The sequence below is a fragment of the Ferrimonas sp. SCSIO 43195 genome (assembly GCF_023716685.1).
Taxonomy (GTDB): Bacteria; Pseudomonadota; Gammaproteobacteria; order Enterobacterales; family Shewanellaceae; genus Ferrimonas; species Ferrimonas kyonanensis.
Map to the genome: position 1 here is coordinate 403,544 of NZ_CP072679.1, position 17,402 is coordinate 420,945.

General features: G+C 59.0%; 18 protein-coding genes and 1 pseudogene. 12 read left to right on the forward strand and 7 right to left on the reverse strand.

Annotated elements, in window-relative coordinates:
* Positions 1-67 precede the first annotated feature (67 nt).
* Positions 68-1,459 carry a PhoH family protein gene (locus J8Z22_RS01975; protein ID WP_028112869.1) on the reverse strand — a complete coding sequence of 464 codons (1,392 nt, stop codon included), beginning with the start codon at positions 1,457-1,459 and terminating at the stop codon, positions 68-70.
* Positions 1,460-1,650: 191 nt separating this feature from the next.
* Here J8Z22_RS01975 and rapA point away from each other — a divergent pair, with 191 nt between their 5' ends.
* Positions 1,651-4,560 (forward strand): RNA polymerase-associated protein RapA, encoded by a 2,910-nt coding sequence (gene rapA, locus J8Z22_RS01980; protein WP_252008504.1) that lies wholly within the window; start codon positions 1,651-1,653, stop codon positions 4,558-4,560.
* Between the two features lie 62 nt (positions 4,561-4,622).
* Here rapA and J8Z22_RS01985 read toward each other — a convergent pair whose 3' ends face one another.
* On the reverse strand, positions 4,623-4,895 hold the full coding sequence (locus tag J8Z22_RS01985) for a hypothetical protein (protein ID WP_252008506.1): 273 nt from the start codon (positions 4,893-4,895) through the stop codon (positions 4,623-4,625).
* A gap of 254 nt (positions 4,896-5,149) precedes the next feature.
* On the opposite strand from J8Z22_RS01985, the gene J8Z22_RS01990 reads away from it, so the two are divergent.
* Both J8Z22_RS01990 and mgtE read left to right on the forward strand, forming a co-directional pair.
* Complete coding sequence (locus tag J8Z22_RS01990) at positions 5,150-5,746, forward strand: DUF3530 family protein (RefSeq protein ID WP_028112872.1); 597 nt, start codon at positions 5,150-5,152, stop codon at positions 5,744-5,746.
* A 216-nt stretch (positions 5,747-5,962) separates the two neighbouring features.
* Positions 5,963-7,306 carry a magnesium transporter gene (mgtE, locus tag J8Z22_RS01995; protein ID WP_028112873.1) on the forward strand — a complete coding sequence of 448 codons (1,344 nt, stop codon included), beginning with the start codon at positions 5,963-5,965 and terminating at the stop codon, positions 7,304-7,306.
* 45 nt (positions 7,307-7,351) lie between these two features.
* Here mgtE and J8Z22_RS02000 read toward each other — a convergent pair whose 3' ends face one another.
* On the reverse strand, positions 7,352-9,184 hold the full coding sequence (locus tag J8Z22_RS02000) for a phosphotransferase (protein WP_252008508.1): 1,833 nt from the start codon (positions 9,182-9,184) through the stop codon (positions 7,352-7,354).
* Between the two features lie 175 nt (positions 9,185-9,359).
* Here J8Z22_RS02000 and J8Z22_RS02005 point away from each other — a divergent pair, with 175 nt between their 5' ends.
* Both J8Z22_RS02005 and J8Z22_RS02010 read left to right on the forward strand, forming a co-directional pair.
* Complete coding sequence (locus J8Z22_RS02005) at positions 9,360-9,719, forward strand: hypothetical protein (RefSeq protein ID WP_028112875.1); 360 nt, start codon at positions 9,360-9,362, stop codon at positions 9,717-9,719.
* 62 nt (positions 9,720-9,781) lie between these two features.
* A complete protein-coding gene (locus J8Z22_RS02010; protein WP_028112876.1) occupies positions 9,782-10,435 on the forward strand; it encodes a thiopurine S-methyltransferase in 654 nt (217 codons plus the stop codon).
* A 23-nt stretch (positions 10,436-10,458) separates the two neighbouring features.
* Here J8Z22_RS02010 and J8Z22_RS02015 read toward each other — a convergent pair whose 3' ends face one another.
* Positions 10,459-11,361, reverse strand: coding sequence for a lysine exporter LysO family protein (locus tag J8Z22_RS02015; protein WP_028112877.1), 903 nt, complete (start codon positions 11,359-11,361; stop codon positions 10,459-10,461).
* A 218-nt stretch (positions 11,362-11,579) separates the two neighbouring features.
* Here J8Z22_RS02015 and J8Z22_RS02020 point away from each other — a divergent pair, with 218 nt between their 5' ends.
* Entirely contained in the window at positions 11,580-12,902 is a 1,323-nt protein-coding gene (locus J8Z22_RS02020) for a DEAD/DEAH box helicase (protein ID WP_252008510.1), read from the forward strand.
* Between the two features lie 57 nt (positions 12,903-12,959).
* On the opposite strand, the gene J8Z22_RS02025 is transcribed toward J8Z22_RS02020, so the two are convergent.
* The 3 genes and pseudogenes from J8Z22_RS02025 to J8Z22_RS22120 form a co-directional block, all read right to left on the reverse strand.
* Complete coding sequence (locus J8Z22_RS02025; protein ID WP_028112879.1) at positions 12,960-13,316, reverse strand: ribonuclease E inhibitor RraB; 357 nt, start codon at positions 13,314-13,316, stop codon at positions 12,960-12,962.
* Positions 13,317-13,411: 95 nt separating this feature from the next.
* A pseudogene (locus tag J8Z22_RS02030) lies at positions 13,412-13,630 on the reverse strand (RNA-binding S4 domain-containing protein); the annotation flags it as partial.
* A gap of 111 nt (positions 13,631-13,741) precedes the next feature.
* Entirely contained in the window at positions 13,742-13,876 is a 135-nt protein-coding gene (locus tag J8Z22_RS22120; protein ID WP_256471615.1) for a hypothetical protein, read from the reverse strand.
* Positions 13,877-14,214: 338 nt separating this feature from the next.
* Between J8Z22_RS22120 and J8Z22_RS02035 the strand changes: the two genes are divergently transcribed.
* The 6 genes from J8Z22_RS02035 to J8Z22_RS02060 all read left to right on the forward strand — a co-directional run bounded on the left by J8Z22_RS02035 (position 14,215) and on the right by J8Z22_RS02060 (position 17,299).
* Positions 14,215-14,823: a hypothetical protein gene (locus J8Z22_RS02035; RefSeq protein ID WP_252008512.1), complete on the forward strand. Its 609-nt coding sequence runs from the start codon at positions 14,215-14,217 to the stop codon at positions 14,821-14,823.
* Entirely contained in the window at positions 14,823-15,206 is a 384-nt protein-coding gene (locus tag J8Z22_RS02040) for a hypothetical protein (protein WP_252008514.1), read from the forward strand. The genes J8Z22_RS02035 and J8Z22_RS02040 overlap by 1 nt, the downstream gene beginning before the upstream one ends.
* On the forward strand, positions 15,199-15,858 hold the full coding sequence (locus J8Z22_RS02045) for a hypothetical protein (RefSeq protein ID WP_252008516.1): 660 nt from the start codon (positions 15,199-15,201) through the stop codon (positions 15,856-15,858). Before J8Z22_RS02040 ends, J8Z22_RS02045 begins: the two co-directional genes overlap by 8 nt.
* Positions 15,859-15,932: 74 nt before the next feature.
* Positions 15,933-16,838: a viperin family antiviral radical SAM protein gene (locus J8Z22_RS02050; protein WP_252008517.1), complete on the forward strand. Its 906-nt coding sequence runs from the start codon at positions 15,933-15,935 to the stop codon at positions 16,836-16,838.
* 65 nt (positions 16,839-16,903) lie between these two features.
* Complete coding sequence (locus tag J8Z22_RS02055; protein WP_084144409.1) at positions 16,904-17,104, forward strand: hypothetical protein; 201 nt, start codon at positions 16,904-16,906, stop codon at positions 17,102-17,104.
* A gap of 57 nt (positions 17,105-17,161) precedes the next feature.
* Positions 17,162-17,299, forward strand: a complete 138-nt coding sequence (locus J8Z22_RS02060; RefSeq protein WP_169629245.1) for a hypothetical protein — start codon at positions 17,162-17,164, stop codon at positions 17,297-17,299.
* Positions 17,300-17,402 lie beyond the last annotated feature (103 nt).

The following is a 17,402-nucleotide window of genomic DNA, read 5'->3' on the forward strand; positions in this document are numbered from 1 at the left end:
AGCTTTGGTCCAGTTGGGATTCTGTGGTGAGATTAGCGCCTGTCCCGTTCAGGAACAGGCGCGGGGATCAGAGTTCGTTTTCGGCGAACTTGGCCAGACGGGAGCGAACCACGCCATTGAGGTAGACGTTGGCACTGCCTTCGAAGTTCTTAAAGCGCTCCACCACGTAGGTGAGGCCGGAGGTGACGGCGGTGAGGTAGTTGGAATCGATCTGCGCCAGGTTACCGGAGCAGACCAGCTTGGTGCCTTCGCCCATGCGGGTAATGATGGTTTTCAGTTGCGAAGGCGTTAGGTTCTGGCACTCGTCCAGCAGCACAAAGGCATTCTGAATCGAGCGGCCGCGCATAAAGTTGATGGACTTAAACTGGATGTTGGCCTTGTCCATGATGTACTGCAGGCTGCCGGCGGGACTTTCGTCCTGCTTGTGCAACACCTCCAGGGTGTCGGTGACCGCCGCCAGCCAGGGGGCCATCTTCTCCTCCTCGGTGCCGGGCAGGAAGCCGATGGACTCGGCGATCTCCGGCGTATTGCGGGTGACGATGACCTTATCGTAACGGCGTTGTTCCACCACCTGCTCCAGGGCGGCCGCCAGCGACAGCAGGGTCTTGCCCGATCCCGCCGGGCCGGTGAGAATTACCATGTCGATGCTGGGGTCCAGCAACGCCTGCAGCGCCATGCCCTGATAGACGTTCTTAGGGTTGATGCCCCAGGCGTGGTAGCCCATCAGCCGTTCCTGGCCCAGGTCCCGCAGCAGTACCTGCTGGTCATTGACCTCCTTGACCTGGCCGCAGAACAGCTTGCTGTCGTCGATGAGGTACTGGTTGATGTAAAGCGACTCCTCCGCCAACTCGTTGCGGGCCAGGGTGTGGTAGACCTCGCGGCCGCGCTGTTCGCTGCTGACCTCCTTAACCTGGTCCCATAGGTTGCCCTCCAGTTCGGCAAAGCCCTTGGCCAGAAACTGGATGTCGTCCACCAGTTGATCGGTGCGGTAGTCCTCCACCTTTTTTAACCCGGCGCCCTTGGCTTTGAGGCGCATGTTGATGTCTTTGGTGACCAGCACAATCTCATCGTCGCTCTGCTGCTGCAGGTACAGGGCCGAGTTGATGATCAGGTTGTCGTTGTTGTCACCGGGCAGGGCCACCGGATTGGCAAACTGAATCTGGTGGTCGGGAAAAATCGACAGGGTGCCCAACTCGTCGTCGGGGGCGTTGGGGTGGTTGAGCAGTACCCCTTGAAGGATCTCCTCCGGTGAGGCATCCACCAGGCAGTCTTCGAGGGTGCGGATGGCAACGCGGGCGTCGCGGCTGACGTCTTTACGGCGGTCTTTTATCTGATCGAGTTCTTCAAGGACGGTCATGGGAATGACCACATCGTGCTCCTGAAAGGAGTAGATGGCGAGAGGTTCGTGCAGTAACACGTTGGTATCCAGCACAAAGCGTTTTTTCTTATCCCTAACCATGGCACCTCCACTATGCTTTATGGATTTAAGGCAAGGTTCTATAGCGATTAAGCGTTGCGCGTGCTTCAGTTCTACCATGGCAGAAGGCGGCGACTTTGGCTAGCACAAATTGAGGATGAATCACTGCCGCAGTTCCGGTAACATACGCCACCTTTTCAGCCTTCTAGCCCATATTAGGAGTCGTTTAGTCGATGTCATTTTCTCTCGGACAACGTTGGATCAGCGATGCTGAATCCGACCTGGGACTGGGTACCGTAGTCGCCGTCGAAGGACGGATGGTATCCGTACTGTTTCCCGCCACCGGAGACAACCGGATGTTTGCGCGGGAAGATGCCCCGCTGACTCGAGTGATTTTCAACCAGGGAGACACCATCACCAGCCACGAGGGCTGGACCCTGGAAGTGGACGCGATACACGAACAGGACGGACTGGTCAGTTACGAAGGCGTCCGCAGTGATACCAATGAGGTGGGGCTGCTGCGGGAAACCATGCTCGACCACCAGATTCGTTTCAATAAGCCGCAGGATCGCCTGTTTGCTGGTCAGATCGATCGCATGGAGTACTTCGTTACCCGTTACCTGTGCCAGCGACAGCGCTTCGGCATGCTGAAAAACCCGCTGCGCGCCCTGCAGGGCCCGCGGGCCGGCCTGATCCCTCACCAGCTGTTTATTGCCAATGAAGTGGGCAACCGCCACGCGCCACGGGTGCTGCTGGCGGATGAAGTGGGCCTGGGTAAGACCATCGAGGCCGGCCACATCATTCATCAGCAATTGCTGTCCGGCAAGGCGGAGCGGATTCTGATCCTGGTGCCGGAAACGCTGCAGCACCAATGGCTGGTGGAGATGCTGCGCCGTTTCAACCTGCGTTTTTCGCTGTTCGATGAGGAGCGCTGCATCGAGGCGCTGGCCGACTGTGACAACCCGTTTGAAACCGAACAACTGGTGATCTGCTCCCTGGACCTGCTGCGCAAGAAAAAGCGCCTGGACCAGGCCAAGGACGCCCCCTGGGATCTGCTGGTGGTGGACGAAGCTCATCACCTGGAGTGGAGTGAAGCGGCCCCGAGCCGCGCCTATCAGGTGGTGGAGACTCTGGCCCAGGAGATCGCCGGGGTGCTGCTGTTGACCGCAACCCCGGATCAGCTCGGCCACCAGAGCCACTTCGCCCGCCTGCGTTTGCTGGATCCGGACCGATTCTACGATTATGACGCCTTCCTCGAGGAGGAGACCAGTTACCAGCAGGTGGCGACCGCCGCCGACGCGCTGCTGGCGGAGCGGCCGTTGAGCGATGACGAACAGCAGGCGCTGGTGGCGCTGCTGGCGGAAAGCGACATCAGCGATGCCCTGAGTCGAATTCAGTCTGGCGACGAGGACCAGCGTCAGCTGGCCTGCCAGGAACTGGTGCGGGAACTGCTGGACCGCCACGGCACCAGTCGGGTGCTGTTCCGCAACACCCGTAGCGGCGTCAGTGGCTTCTGCGGCCGTGAGCTGCACACCTACCCGATGCCCTTGCCCAAGCAATACGCCACCGCCATGCGGGTCAACAGCATGCTCGGCGGCACTCAGAGCACCGACATCAAACTGATGAACCAGCTGTACCCTGAAAAGTTGTACCAGGAGTTTGAAGGCGAGAGCGGTAACGCCAGTTGGTGGCAGTTTGATCCCCGGGTCGACTGGATGATGGAGTTCCTGAAAGCCAACCGCAGCAAGAAGGTGCTGGTGATCGCCTCCAAGGCCCACACCGCTTTGCAGCTGGAAGAGGCCCTGCGTACCCGTGAAGGGATTCTGGCGTCGGTGTTCCACGAAGGGATGTCGATCCTGGAGCGGGACAAGGCGGCGGCGTTCTTCGCCCAGCAGGAGGGCGGTGCCCAGGTGCTGATCTGTTCCGAGATCGGTTCCGAAGGCCGTAACTTCCAGTTTGCCCACCACCTGGTGATGTTCGATCTGCCGCTGAACCCGGACCTGCTGGAGCAGCGCATCGGCCGCCTGGATCGCATCGGCCAGACCCAAACGGTGCAGATTCATGTGCCGCTGCTGGAGGGCACGGCGCAGCAGCCGCTGCTGCGTTGGTACCACGAAGGGATGAACGCCTTTACCCACACCTGCCCGTCTGGCCACCTGATCCACAGTGAATTTGCCGATCAGGTGCGCAGTGAGCTGGCGGGGGAAACCGATGCCGGCGCCCTGGAGACGCTGATCGAGACCACCGCGGCTCGCAACGCCGAACACCAGGCCAAGGCGGAAGCCGGTCGGGATAAGCTGCTGGAGCTCAACTCCAACGGCGGTCAGCAGGCGGCACAGTTGGTGACGGCCCTGGAGCAGGCCGACGACGACACTGACTTCATCAGCTTTATGCTGAAGCTGTGGGACGTGATTGGGGTGTCTCAAGAGGACAAGGGGGAAAACGCGGTGGTGCTCAAGCCCACCGAGCACATGCTGTTCCCCAGCTACCCGGGACTGTCGGAAGAGGGCGCCTCGGTGACCTTCGATCGTGACACCGCCCTGTCGCGAGAAGATTTCCAGTTCCTGACTCCGGCGCACCCCTTGGTGGCGTCCGGCATCGACCTGGTGACCAGCGGCGATACCGGCAGCACCTCGGTGGCACTGCTGAAGAACAAGGCGCTGCCGGCAGGCACCCTGTTCCTGGAGATGATCTTCAAGGTCGAAGCCATCGCCCCGTCCGAGGTGCAGATCGGTCGCTTCCTGCCTCCGACGCCGGTGCGGGTGTTGATGGATAAGAGCGGCAAGGACCTGGCGCCCAACGTCACTTTCGACAGCTTCAACCGTCAGCTGATGCCGGTGAACCGCCATACCGCCAGCAAGCTGGTCAATGCCAGCCAGCCGGTGTTGCATCCGCTGCTCAAGCAGGGCGATGACTACGCCCAGGCGCAGATGACCGAACTGGTGGCCCAGGCTCAGAGTGAGATGGAGCAGCAACTGGGGGCCGAACTGGCCCGTCTGGAAGCGTTGAAAGCGGTCAACCCCAACATTCGTTCGTCGGAGCTGGATGCGGTGCGTGAGCAGATCAGCATGGTGACCGCCCATCTGCAGCGGGCGCAGCTGGAGCTGGATGCGGTACGGATGATCGTGGTGACGCCGGAATAGGCAATTTGGCTCAGCAAAAAGGCGACCCTCGGGTCGCCTTTTTTATGGCTCGGCGTTTAGGGTCAGTCCTGGCGGGAGTTGATCACTTCTCCTTCGATGATCACCCCTGAGGCATGGTCGACATCGGTATCCCGGGCACTCTGAGTGCGGCCCGGGCGGCGGTAACGCCAGGCGGTGTTCATGGCCCAGAACGCCAGGCTGCTCAGCAGCACCAGCGGCAGCATCAACAGCAGCAGCGGCACCATTAACAGCAGCAGAATCAGACCGGCACCAGAAGGTTTAATGATCCGGAATCGATGCTGCCAACCTGCAATGCCACTGGAAAACTGATTCATAATTGGCCCTTAAGTTACCTAGTCGATGGGGGAATGCGGCGCCGCTAAAGTCACGGGTATCACCATCCATTTTATCTGTACTTAGGGCTTTGACAAGGAAAGAACGATTAAGTTTGCAACACTTTACCTCCAACAGGGGCGTCGGTCAGCCCGGGTTCAGCGAGGCCATGGTGGTGGAAAATTGGCGATAGCAACTTGGGTCAGGCCCCGGGGCAGTGATACATTGGCGCCACCGACGCTGCCGATGCCTGAATATGATTGCCCGTTTACTGTTGTCCCTGTTGTTGTTTTGTGGCCTGACTCAGGCCGGTGAGCCCAATCTGTATCCCAGCAACCTGGCGGGGGTGCGGGCCGAAGTGGTGTTGGTGGAGCCCCAGCGAGGCAGCCCCTACCCGGGTCTGGCCCAGGCGCTGATCGCCCAGTTGCCGGATCTGGGTTGGCAGGTGCGGCTGGTGCCGACCCTGCCCGAGGATCCCAGTGAGGTGCTGGGTGGCGACACCGTCTGGCTGGCCCAGGGGGAGGTGGTGGGCACCCTGGCAGCCAAATTGGCGGACGGCAAACTGGAGCCGCCATTGGCGCTGGTCAGCATTGGCGGGTTTCAGTGGCCGCAGCAGGACGTTCCCACCCTGGCGGCCCGACTGGTGATGCAGCCGTCGCCGGTGCTGGATGTGATCTCGGACTGGGATCATCCGCTATCCTTAGCGGGGCAGAAACAGCGTGCCATCGAAGCCAGTCGCAGTAACAAACGCAACTATCGGCAGTGGCGCAACTACCTGGATTACCAGCAGGTGGACGACCATCAGGAGCTGATCACCCGCATCCATGGCTGGCTGAGTCGACAATTGCGTTAACCGGGCCTCTATTGTCTTGATGTGGCTGATGAATGCGCCTACAATCGGCGCGCCTAATTATTTGAGTAAATCAAAAATGGACCCAAGCCCGAGTAGTCCCAGTTGGGACGAAACGAAAACCATAACTTACAATCTGTTTGACGGCCACGAAGTCCACTTCTCATAGGGATACTCTCCCTCCCTGCCTGCTTCGTAGCCAGCCTTTGGAGACGAAGCATGCAAAAAGACACCCTTTTTGCCACCTTAGAGCACGCCATGATTGCCGGCGACAAGCAGTCCGCCCGGGCGACGCTGGAACTGGCTCATGCCGCCGACATTGCGGCGGCGATCTGCGAATTTACCGCCGAACAGGCGGCCCGGTTCCTGTCGATGCTGTCGCTGCCGGATCACGCCAACCTGTTTGGCTACCTGGAGCCACTGGCTCAGGCGGAGATCGCCCGCACCATGAATCGCAACGATCTGGCGGCGCTGTTTTCCCAGATGGAAGCGGACGAACGGGCGGATCTGTTCAACCGCCTGTCTGAAGAAGACCAGCACACCCTGTTGCCCGGCCTGGCCCAGGCGGAGCGGGAGGACGTTCGCCGTCTTGCCAGCTACCCGGAAGAGACCGCTGGCGCCCTGATGACCTCGGATTACGCCACCCTCAAGGGCCACTGGCCGGTGCGTAAGGCGTTGAAACGACTGCGACTGGAAGCGCCGGACAAGGAAACCATCTACCAGACTTACGTTATCGATGCCGATCGCAAACTGCTGGGCACGGTGTCGCTGCGGGAGTTGATTCTGGCCAACCCGGATCGCCTTATCGATGACCTGATGCGTACCGGCGTGGTGCACGCCCGGGTCGATGAAGACCAGGAAGAGGTGACCCAGAAGATTCGTCACTATGACCTGCTGGCCCTGCCGGTACTGGACGGTGACGATCGGCTGGTGGGCATCGTGACCTACGATGACGCCATGGACGCGGCGGTGGAAGAAGCTACCGAGGATGCGCAGAAGAGTGCATCGGTGGCCAAGCTGGACGCCCCCATGAACCAGGTCACCGGCTGGGAGTTGTACCGTAAGCGGGTGTTCTGGCTGGTACTGCTGGTGTTCGGTAGCCTGTTGTCCGGGGCCGGCATCGCCTATTTCGAAGACACCATCGCCAAGTACGTGGCGCTGGTGTTCTTTATGCCGCTGCTGGTGGGCAGTGGCGGTAACGCCGGTTCGCAGTCGGCGGCCCTGATGGTGCGAGCCCTGGCCACCGGTGAGGTGGACATGAAGGACTGGGCCAAGGTACTGGGGCGGGAGTTCCTGGTGGCCGGTGCCCTGGGGCTGACCATGGCGGTGGCGGTGTTCGCCCTCGGCTGGTTCCGCGGCGGCGCCGAGATTGCGCTGGTGGTGGCGTTTGCCATGGTGTCGGTGGTGATGGCCGGCTCCCTCATCGGCCTGTGTCTGCCGTTTATCCTCAGCCGGGTAAAACTGGACCCGGCCACCGCCTCCGGGCCGCTGGTAACCACCATTGTCGATGCCACCGGGGTGCTGATCTACTTTAGCTTTGCCACCATGATTCTCGATCTCTAAGCCGGCTTGCCCCGCACAGAAGAACGCGCCCGATGGCGCGTTTTTTTATGCCTTGGGCTGTCGCAGCCGAGCCAGGGTGGTGCGCGGCGGCGTCAGGTAGTGCACCGGATGACGTGGCCGGGGCACGAAGTGGCGGGTGTTCTTATAGGGCAGCTTCATAAAGCCGGAGATCCCCTGTTCCTGGATCTGGCTGACCTGGGCCAGGATCCGCTGCAGGCACTGGCTGAACTCCTGTTGCCGCTGCGGATCCAGCAGTTTCAGGTAGCTGTGCAGTTTCAGGTGAGTGGGCAGCACTTCGAAGATGATGCAGCCGGTGTGGTGAATGTCGTTGAGGCGCCCCAGTTCGGCCATGATGCCGGCGGGCAGGGACAGGTTTTCGTCCGGGTCGCGGCCATCTTCGAAGTAGCTGTGCAGCCGGGTTTTGTCCTCCAGCTCCGGCACCTCGGCCACCTCAAACGGGATCGCCTGCTCCGGCGCTGGCTGAAACGGCAAGCGGTCGTTGTCCCGCTCGATGTGCAGGGTATCGCGGGCGTTAAAGAAGCAGGCTTTGAACACCCCATGATGGGGAATCGACTGGGCCAGCCGCACCAGGTTGTTGACCGCATGGGCAAAGGGGGCCCTTAAGGTTGGGTCAAACAGGTTGAGGCTGGAGTCGATGGCGACCCCGCCGCCGTGCCAGTGCAGCGCCAGCCCGCCCAGGATTGGAAACTCGCCCAGGCGCCCTACGGCGGTGACAAACGCCTTTTCGCAGTCGCCCATGCCCACCAGGTAATCGCGGTAGTAGCGGTCGATCTGCAGATCGCCGCTGGGGGCCCGGCTGCCGGGGCTCAGGTGTTGCTGCAGAAACGATTTGCGCGAACTGTAGGCGACGGTATCGATGGCGTGACCGAACTGGTGTACCCACACCGGCAGTTGCGCAGTGATGGCAGGCTCGGCCTGCGACGGCGGCTGCCAGGCCGGGCCCCGGGTCAGGCGGTCGATGAAATGGTCGCCGCCCTGGCGCTGGCGAATGGGGTCGTCGCTGAGCATGGCATCCAGGGTGTCTGCCAGGGCCTTGGGCAACCCCAGGCTGGCGGCGGGCAACACGCTGTTGCCGAAGCGGGCCGGCAGTCCCGAGGCCAGCGAGTAGAGGGTGCCGGCCACCCCCTGTTCATCGAACCGCGGCGACGAGCTGTTGCCCGCCAACTGCTCGGCACCGATGAAGTAGAGATCGCCCATGCGAGCGTTGCTGCGCAGCGGCTCGCCGCCCACCCCCAGGCCGGTCTGAGCGATGGGCTCGCCGCTGGCGTCCTGTTGGGCAAACACCGCCGAGCCCCAGTCGATCAGCGACAGGTGATGGTTGCTGGGATCAAACACCAGGTTGGAGGGCTTGATGTCGCCATGGACGATGGGGCGGGGCAGATCCTGCCTCAGGTAGCGCAGCAGTTGCGCCAGTTGCTGGGCGATGGGGGCCAGCCAGCTCAGGGGCAGGGGGCCACAGCGCAGGGCCAGCTGGGCCAGATCCCGACCCGGGGCCAGGGTCATCACCATGATCCCCTGCAGTTTCAGCTGCTGGTAGCGGATCAGCTTGGGAATGTTGGGGTGGTCGACCTGCTCCAGCATCCAGGCTTCCTCCTCCAGCCGCGCCTGCAGATGGGCGGGCAGGGTGATGCGAGAGAATTTAAACACCTGTTCCTGGCCATTGGGGTGGCGACCGGCAAAGACGAAGCCATACACCCCCTTGCCGACGAAGCGGATGTGGCGGTAGCCGAGTCGGGCCAGCTGCTTTTCACACAGCCGTAACCACTGCTTCAGCTTCTGGGCATCGTGGTGACCAAGAAGATAAATCGACTGTTCTTCGGCGATGTAAAATTGCTGTAACGGCGCCGTGTCTGCCATGGAACTCCCTGTTTTACTGGCCATCGTGACGATTTGTCCGATTAAGTTACGCTTTTCTTCCCTGTTCAGCTTTGTAACCGCCACATAGAAGCGTTCACTTCTTTGATCGAAATCAATGGATTCGAGTTCGATTGTGTGATGATTGGATCCGCATTGTAACACGGGAGGGCTAGAGATGGCCGACGTTGCAGCCGCGCCCAAAGTCGCCGAGCTGATTGAATTGTTAAAATATCCGCGCAACAAAATGCGGGATAATATGGATGTGCGTTTTTGTCCTCACGCGGTGTTTTATAACCCGGTGGACGAACGCTGCATCTACTGTCACCAGGGTATGGAATGCAAATGGCTGAACCATAACGACGAGCTGGTGGCCAACGAAACCAAACCCCTGAAAGCGTTCCGCCGTGAACTGACTCAGGCCTGTGACTATGTCGAAGCCCAGTTGACCCCGGCACACCTGTCTCGCCGAGCCTGCAGTTGCGACAACTGCAAGTGGCTGGAGAAGGTTCGCATCGTATTGGATCAGGAGTGGTAGTGTACAACCGCTGACAGAGCCGTTAAGGTGCCAGGCTTGTTTCTAGCAGGATTGGCAAAAAAATGGACGCAGCATTTTGGCACGATAAGTGGGACCGCCAGCTTATCGGCTTTCATCAGGACGACATAAATCCCTTTCTAAAACGCCACTGGCCCGCGATTTCTCATTCGCCGGGCCGGGTTTTGGTGCCCCTGTGCGGCAAGTCGCTGGACATGGTCTGGCTGGCGTCGCTGGGCGACGACATCGTCGGCAGCGAACTCAGTGAATCGGCGGTGCGCAGCTTCTTTAACGAACAACAGCTCGAGCCCGTCTCCGACACTCACGGCGAGCTGACTCGTTTCTGCGACGGCCCGTTCGAGCTGTGGCGGGGCGACCTGTTTGCCCTTAGCCCTGAGCACATCAAACCGGTGACCGCCTTCTACGATCGCGCCGCCCTCATCGCCTTGCCGGAACCGATGCGGCAACGTTACTGGCAGCACCTGGCCAGCCTGCTGCCCGCCGGCACCCCCGGATTGCTGATCACCCTGGATTACCCGCAGCAGCAGTTGTCCGGCCCGCCGTTCAGCGTGACCGAGTCCTGGGTGCGACAGCACAGCGAGGGCCTGTTTGAGGTGGAGTTGCTGGAGCGCAGCGACGTGCTGGCGGACAACCCCAGGTTCGTGAAAAAGCAGGTGGCGAGTCTGGACGAATTGGTGTTCAAGCTGACCCGGCTGTAAGCCGGGCCAGCGTGCTGTCGTGGCTACGCCAGCGACAGCAGGAACGGGATCAGTACCGGGCTGGCCAGGCTCAGCAGGAAGCCGGACACAATGGCCACCGGCACCACCGGGGCGCCGCCGGTTTGCTGCAGCACCGGCAGGGTGAAGTCCATGGCGGTGGCACCGCCGTAGCCGATGGCCGACGCCGGCGAGCGGCGCATCAGCATCGGAATGATCACGATGGCGATCAGTTCACGGCTGAGATCGAACAGGAAGGCCACCGACCCCATCACCGGTCCCAGGCCGTCGGTGATCAGGATGCCGCTGAGAGAATACCAGCCAAAGCCGGCCGCCAGGGTGACGCCGTGAATCACCGGCAGCCCGGCGATCAGCGCGGTCAGGGCCCCGGCCAGCAGCGAGGTGCCGGCGACGATGGCGGCAATGGCCAACCCCCTGGGGTTGAGTAAAATGGCTCGCAGTCCCAGGTTGGAGGCCCGCAGCTGAATGCCGATCAACCCCAGCAGTAGCATCAACGCGGCGTTGGCCCCGGACTCAATGGCATGATGGCCGATGGGCAGCACCAGCCCCAGCGCCACCCCGCCGATCACCACCGCCGCCAGTTTCAGCGATTCCAGCATCATCTTAGCCAGCGGCTGCTGGCCGTTGCTCAGGGTCAGGGCCATGGGCCAGCGCCGATCCACCAGCGGCAACAGCGCCAGGTTCAGCACCAGGCTCAGGCCAATCAGCAGCGCCACCAATTGCAGGATGCTGCTCAGTTCGCCAGCCAGGTTGTCCACCTGGGCCAGCGACAGGCCCATTAACGCCAGAATCAGATAGACGATGGCACTCAGCAGCTTATCGATGCCGGTCAGCAGGGCCGGGCGGGTTACCGGGACCAGATAGCCGGCAAACAGAGGTAGAAGAATAACCAGAGATTCGAAGGACATGGCGCTGTTGGTTGTGAATACGAAGGCTGGCAGAGTAGCAGCCAGACTCAGGCACCACAACCATGGTGGCCAGGGTCATAACCAGCGCCCATGGCGCCCATAGTCGCGGCTTCTGTCCGCTGGCGGGTTCGGGGCCACAATGGCGGTGCTGATGGCCTACTTCCGCCCGGGTTTGGTGTATACTGGGCGCTTTATGACATCCCGCAGGAGACACCCCTTTGCAATTTAAAGAACTGGGCTTGGATAAGCGCTTAGTGGAACGTATGGATCATCAGGGCTTTCAAGGTGCCACTGAGATTCAGCAACAAGCCATTCCGGTGGTGATCGCCGGAAAAGATCTGCTGGCCTCCTCCAAAACCGGGTCCGGTAAAACGCTGGCCTACCTGTTGCCGGCGATGCAAAGGGTGATCAAGCAAAAGGCGCTCAGCAAGCGCGATCCCAGGGTGGTGGTGTTGGCCCCGACCCGGGAACTGGCCAAACAGGTCTACGGTCAACTGCGCGGCCTCACCGCCGGCAGCAACGTCAAAGGGGTGCTGATCCTCGGCGGTGAAGACTTCAACCAGCAGAGCAAGGCGCTGGCCAAGGATCCGCAGTTTGTGATTGCCACCCCGGGGCGGCTGGCGGATCACCTGGAGCACGGTCACCTGGAGCTCAAGGGGCTGGAGATGCTGATTCTGGATGAAGCGGATCGGATGCTGGATCTGGGTTTCTCCAAGCAGCTGACTGCCATCCATAAGGCTGCCGACCACCGTCGTCGGCAGACGCTGATGTTCTCCGCCACCCTGGATAACGCCGTGGTTAACGAGTTTGGCGCCGATCTGTTGTCGGCCCCGGCCCGAGTGCGTATCGATGCCGAGCAGCAGATGCATGACAACATCAGCCACAGCTTCCTGCTGTCGGATCACCTGGATCACAAGCAGGCGCAGCTGATGGCGCTGCTCAAGCAGCGAGACTACAAGCAGGCGATGCTGTTTACCGCCACCCGCGGCGATACCGAGCGGCTGGCCAACTGGCTGGCGGAGCAGGGTTTTTCCACTCTGGCCCTGTCCGGCGATCTCAACCAGGCGGCGCGCAACCGCATCATGGACGAGTTTGCCGCCGGTAAGGCGCAGTTGCTGATCACTACCGACGTGGCCAGCCGCGGCCTCGACATCAGCCAGGTGCAGCTGGTGATCAATTTCGACCTGCCCAAACACTCGGAAGAGTACATTCACCGGGTCGGCCGTACCGGCCGTGCCGGAGCCAGTGGCGCCGCGGTGTCTCTGGTGGGACCGAAAGACTGGGCGGCAGCCATGGCGCTGCAGAGCTTCCTCGGTCACAGCTTGAGCTTTGACGCCCTGGAAGGGCTGGAGGCCAAGTTTACTGGTCTGAAGCCGAAAAAAGCCCCGGCCAAGGCCAGCGACAAGGTGACCAGGACTAAGGCTAAACCGGCCCGTGCCCGCAAATCGGCGGCGCCGAAGAAGGTCAAGAAGACCGCCTTTGTGCTCAAAGACGTCGGTGATGTGCCGTTCGGCAAAAAGAAGGCGCCCCAGGGCGACTAAGGCCGTTGGTCAGGCACAAAAAACGCGCTCAAGGGCGCGTTTTTTTATGGGCCGGTCTTAATCCAGACCGTCGTCGCTGTCGTCGTCTTCCGGCTCCAGCATGCCCCAGCCGTCCACCTTGCCTTTGTACTGCTTGCACAGGGCCTGCAGGGTGGTTTCGATGTCGTTGATGGGGCCATGCTCAGGCACCATCTCTTTGATCAGCCGCAGCTCCCAGTCACCACTTTGTTCGTTGTGGTTCAGAAACAGGCCACAGCCCTCAAACTCTTTTTGGACCCGCTCGGCGGCACGTTGGCCCTTGGCTTCGTCGGCAAACAGCACGTAGAAGTCCAGCATGTAGGGCTGGCTGAGATCGATGCCTTCGTCTTGCATCAGTTGCAGCAGTTCGCCGGTGGGGTCATTGGGAAAAGACATGGATACCTACTCGATGGTTAAAACTGAATAGAGGGGCGAGGTTTCTTCCTGGCCACCTTGGGTTTGTCGTTGCTGGCGGGGCGGGCGTCGGCACTGGCTGCGCCGATGCTGACCTGTTCACCATTGAAGGCCACCACGTCGCCTTCAACCAGCTTGCAGCGCTTGCGGGTTTCCACCTGGCCATTGACCTCCACCAGGCCTTCGGCGATCACCAGTTTGGCGTCGCTTCCGGAGCCGACCCAGGCTTGAATCTTAAGTACTTTGTACAGTTCGACAAAGTCGCAGCCGGGCATCAGTGGCAGTTGTTCGCTCATTGTGGCGTGTCCTCACAGTGTAATGGCCTCATTATAACGGCAAACACCGGTGAACTGGGAGCGACAGGGGTAAGAAAAAAAAGGTGCAGCCTGGGGTTTGTGGTCTGCACCTCAAGGTAACGCTCTGGGTTGGGACAGGTGAGCGTCGATCGGTTCTGGCACAAAGCCACTGATGGCGCTATGGCCCATCAGGATCACCGCACTGCTGTCGACCCCAGGGGTGTTGGTGTTGTCGACCCGATCCAAGCTACGGCGCTAACGGGCCGGGCACAAGGGCGCATGCTTGCCAGGCGCGTAAGTGATTGACCCCAGTAGGAGTGAAAAAAGGCAGATAAATTGGTGGGATACAAAAAAGCCCGCCACGGTTTCCCGGGCGGGCTTTTGAATCAATACTTCAGAGCCATGCCCTGAGCCACGGGATCCCTTTGGTAGAGGTCCACTGCTGAATTGGAGTCGAAGGCGAAAATATTGGTTTGAAGTGACTATGGTTCTGTGCAAGAGTACGAGCCCATTAAAAAAATTATTAATTTTTAGTGGCTTGTGTCTTTGTTTGGCCGATCCACCCCATTCTTCAAGGATGAAAAATGAAATCGATATTGAATACCCTCGACGTACTTCTGGGCCACCTGGTGGCCGGGGGGATGACGTTAGTCCTTTATTTCTGCCTGGCAGTGGTAGCGATCGTTTCTCTGGTTGCGATACCGGGTACTTTTTTTGAGTATGCCTCTGGAATCAGTGATCTGGACTTGTCTGAAATCGGGGTGCTGTTGTTGCTCGGGTTGGTCACATGGCGATTTTTCAGCAGAGGGAAATCGCAATACTGGACCCCCTGGCAGTTAATATGCCGTTTTGTCCATGTTGTTGCCGTCAGTGTAATGGTCATGGCCTTCATTTTGTTCGGCGTTATGGTTCGGGTGTTGTGGATGCAGGGAACTTTACAGCTGAGTGATTTTGCTCGAGCTCAGGAGTTGGTCACCTTTGCCGCTAACCTGATCATTATCATAACTGTCTATGCTGCGACCCCGCTGCCTCCTGTGTTCAACAAAGGCAAAGGTCGCGATCCCGTCGCCTCCGCAGAGCCTGACATGGTCGATTCGGTCGATGACTTGAATCGCACTGCCGACAATGCGGGAGGCGTGCTTTCTAAACTGAAGAGCCTGAATGTCCCTCAAAACCCATGGAAGAATGCCTGATGACTGACTTTAAACGCGGCCTGTTGGTCGCCTTGATGCTGGTGAGCGGTTCACTTCAGGCGAAAGAGATGCCATTTGGGGCCGATGATGCTCAGCTTTTGCAGCAGTCGTGCCGGGAAGTGTTGGAGATCTTTGAGCGCAAAAACCAGGCGGCATCGTACGCGGCAGTGCACACCTCTCTGGCGGAAGCGATGCGGGCCGGGTACTGCATCGGCGTGGTGGTGCAGTACAGCCAACAGTCTCACGACTGTTATTCGAGTCGCTACGTGCGCAGCAGCTGGTTTGAGATGGCCAAGGCCATTGCCAATGAGTCTATTGGGGAAATGGCGCTGAAACGTACTGATGTGAGCGCTTTGTTGCAGCGGGCGTACTGCTATGACTAGTCGCCTTACGATTCCTGAAGCTATCAGGCAGCTGTTTGATCTAGACATGGCCGGGCTGAGCCCTCAGTTGAAATACAAAGCGATGTCATTAGAGCGTAATGGCTTGATAAAGGTAGAGAAGGAGTCAAAGGTTCAGCGGAAAAAGCTGTATCTGGCGCCCGGGCAGTTGACCGTGCTGTACAACGCCCTGCTGCTTAACGCGGTGTTTCCTGACCCCAAACAGGTCAAGGCCATATTTACCGAGCCCCTTCAACGTCAACACTGCGCCGGCATTGTTCAGTCGATGTTTGAAGGCAGCAACTCCTTGATGGGAATCGCCCTCAGTAGCTCTGCCGCGAGGGAGTTTACTCTGGCCCTGGCGGGAGATTTTGATCTATACCACAATCGCTTGCCTAACCCGTTTTCGGTGCTGCCTCAGCTGGCGCTGGGAGACAACCTGAGTTTAATGCATGCACTCCTGGCCCAATCTGCGGCGATGAATCCGGCGGATAATCTGTTGCTGGCTTATCTTCAAGGGGACTTGGATAAGGCCATGACGCTGCTCTCTTCAATGGATAATGATGCTGTCGAACCGCTGCGGCTTCATATAGAGAAAGCGCATAGACAGGCGGTTGAGTTTGATGACCTTTTGGAACAGTTCAGAAATCTGTAGTTTCTTTCATTAATGGCTTGTTAGTGCATTGCACTGAGTGAACCTGCGTTTGTCATCAACAAACGGAGCTTACTATGACAAGCGTGAATGAGATGGTCATCAACTTTCATATGACCGAAACCTGTAACTACCGCTGTGAGTATTGTTATGCCACCTGGGAAGGCAATGATTCACAAGCGGAGTTACATCACTCCTTCGGGGATATCCAATCCCTGTTACGTAAACTGTCGAACTATTTCTTTACCAGTAATGCCCTGAAAACGGCCTTGGGGTATCGCGCGGTCAGAATTAACTTTGCGGGTGGCGAACCGGTGATGCTGGGAGGACGCTTTGTCAAAGCCGTACTGCTGGCAAAGTCCCTGGGGTTTCGTACATCGATAATCACCAACGGCCACCTGCTGTCTACAACGATGATGCGCCGCATCGGCCCTCATTTAGACATGCTGGGATTGAGTTTGGACACGTCGGACGCCCTGTTGGCGCAAAGCATTGGACGGGTAGACCGGAAAGGTGCCTGGTTATCACCTGAAAACGCGTGCGACATTGTGTCTGCCTACAGGCAAGCGAACTCATCCGGAACGGTCAAGATCAACACCGTCGTTAATGCCTTCAATTGGCGAGAAGATATGTCGTCGATGGTCGTGCAGTTGCAGCCTGAACGGTGGAAATTACTGCGGGTACTGCCGGTTTACACCCACCAGTTGACGGTCACGTCTTCCCAGTATCGAGCCTATGTTGAACGGCATGCGGCGTTTTCTGACATTGTCACTATCGAAGACAACCAAGATATGTGGCAGTCCTATTTGATGCTGAATCCACAAGGGTGCTTCTATCAAAATTCCGCTGCCTGTCAGGGCGTGGTTCAAAGCCCACCGGTTCTGGAGGTTGGCGTAGAGGCGGCATTGGAGTCTATCGACTTCAATGCACAGGCCTTTGCCAAGCGTTACCCACATGCTCATTCAGATGCTTCCCAAGCCTGATTCACCCGTTGGAAGAGTTCGTTTTCCATGGCGTGGCTGGCTGCGGGCTCGAATGGAGTTACTCGATGAAAAGATACAGTACAGATAAGGACATTAACTTGCTGGTGCATCAACTGTTGTACCGCCAGGGCTGGACCATCAGGCGAGGGCGCCACCCGGTGCTGATTGCTCCGTCAGGGAAGCGGTTGGCGGTGCCCAGTACTCCAGGGTCACCAAGTTCCTATTTGAACTTTCGTCTCGAGATTCGGCGTTTGCAGAGGGAATGACCAGGATTGCATTGCCGGTTTCGAGTTCATTTATTGCCAACAACCAAGGAGGGCTTTATGCCTGATACCTCAGAAATGTCACAGGATGAATTGGACATCTGGTCGGATATTAATAATCCGAATAACGATGCCGATATGGATGACTGGGCAGATGCTCATAACCCTAATAATGACAACTATTTGGGAGAAGAGTAGTGGGATTAACCCGTTCACCCCTAGCTGGTGATATGGGTTAACAAAGCAAAAAAGCCCGCCACGGTTTCCCGGGCGGGCTTTTGAATCAATACTTCAGAGCAAT

Coding starts and splice junctions, on each gene's coding strand:
- J8Z22_RS01975 (WP_028112869.1), bottom strand. CDS start 1,459: ATGGTTAGGGATAAGAAAAAACGCTTTGTGCTGGATACCAACGTGTTA.
- rapA (WP_252008504.1), top strand. CDS start 1,651: ATGTCATTTTCTCTCGGACAACGTTGGATCAGCGATGCTGAATCCGAC.
- J8Z22_RS01985 (WP_252008506.1), bottom strand. CDS start 4,895: ATGAATCAGTTTTCCAGTGGCATTGCAGGTTGGCAGCATCGATTCCGG.
- J8Z22_RS01990 (WP_028112872.1), top strand. CDS start 5,150: ATGATTGCCCGTTTACTGTTGTCCCTGTTGTTGTTTTGTGGCCTGACT.
- mgtE (WP_028112873.1), top strand. CDS start 5,963: ATGCAAAAAGACACCCTTTTTGCCACCTTAGAGCACGCCATGATTGCC.
- J8Z22_RS02000 (WP_252008508.1), bottom strand. CDS start 9,184: ATGGCAGACACGGCGCCGTTACAGCAATTTTACATCGCCGAAGAACAG.
- J8Z22_RS02005 (WP_028112875.1), top strand. CDS start 9,360: ATGGCCGACGTTGCAGCCGCGCCCAAAGTCGCCGAGCTGATTGAATTG.
- J8Z22_RS02010 (WP_028112876.1), top strand. CDS start 9,782: ATGGACGCAGCATTTTGGCACGATAAGTGGGACCGCCAGCTTATCGGC.
- J8Z22_RS02015 (WP_028112877.1), bottom strand. CDS start 11,361: ATGTCCTTCGAATCTCTGGTTATTCTTCTACCTCTGTTTGCCGGCTAT.
- J8Z22_RS02025 (WP_028112879.1), bottom strand. CDS start 13,316: ATGTCTTTTCCCAATGACCCCACCGGCGAACTGCTGCAACTGATGCAA.
- J8Z22_RS02035 (WP_252008512.1), top strand. CDS start 14,215: ATGAAATCGATATTGAATACCCTCGACGTACTTCTGGGCCACCTGGTG.
- J8Z22_RS02040 (WP_252008514.1), top strand. CDS start 14,823: ATGACTGACTTTAAACGCGGCCTGTTGGTCGCCTTGATGCTGGTGAGC.
- J8Z22_RS02045 (WP_252008516.1), top strand. CDS start 15,199: ATGACTAGTCGCCTTACGATTCCTGAAGCTATCAGGCAGCTGTTTGAT.
- J8Z22_RS02050 (WP_252008517.1), top strand. CDS start 15,933: ATGACAAGCGTGAATGAGATGGTCATCAACTTTCATATGACCGAAACC.
- J8Z22_RS02055 (WP_084144409.1), top strand. CDS start 16,904: ATGAAAAGATACAGTACAGATAAGGACATTAACTTGCTGGTGCATCAA.
- J8Z22_RS02060 (WP_169629245.1), top strand. CDS start 17,162: ATGCCTGATACCTCAGAAATGTCACAGGATGAATTGGACATCTGGTCG.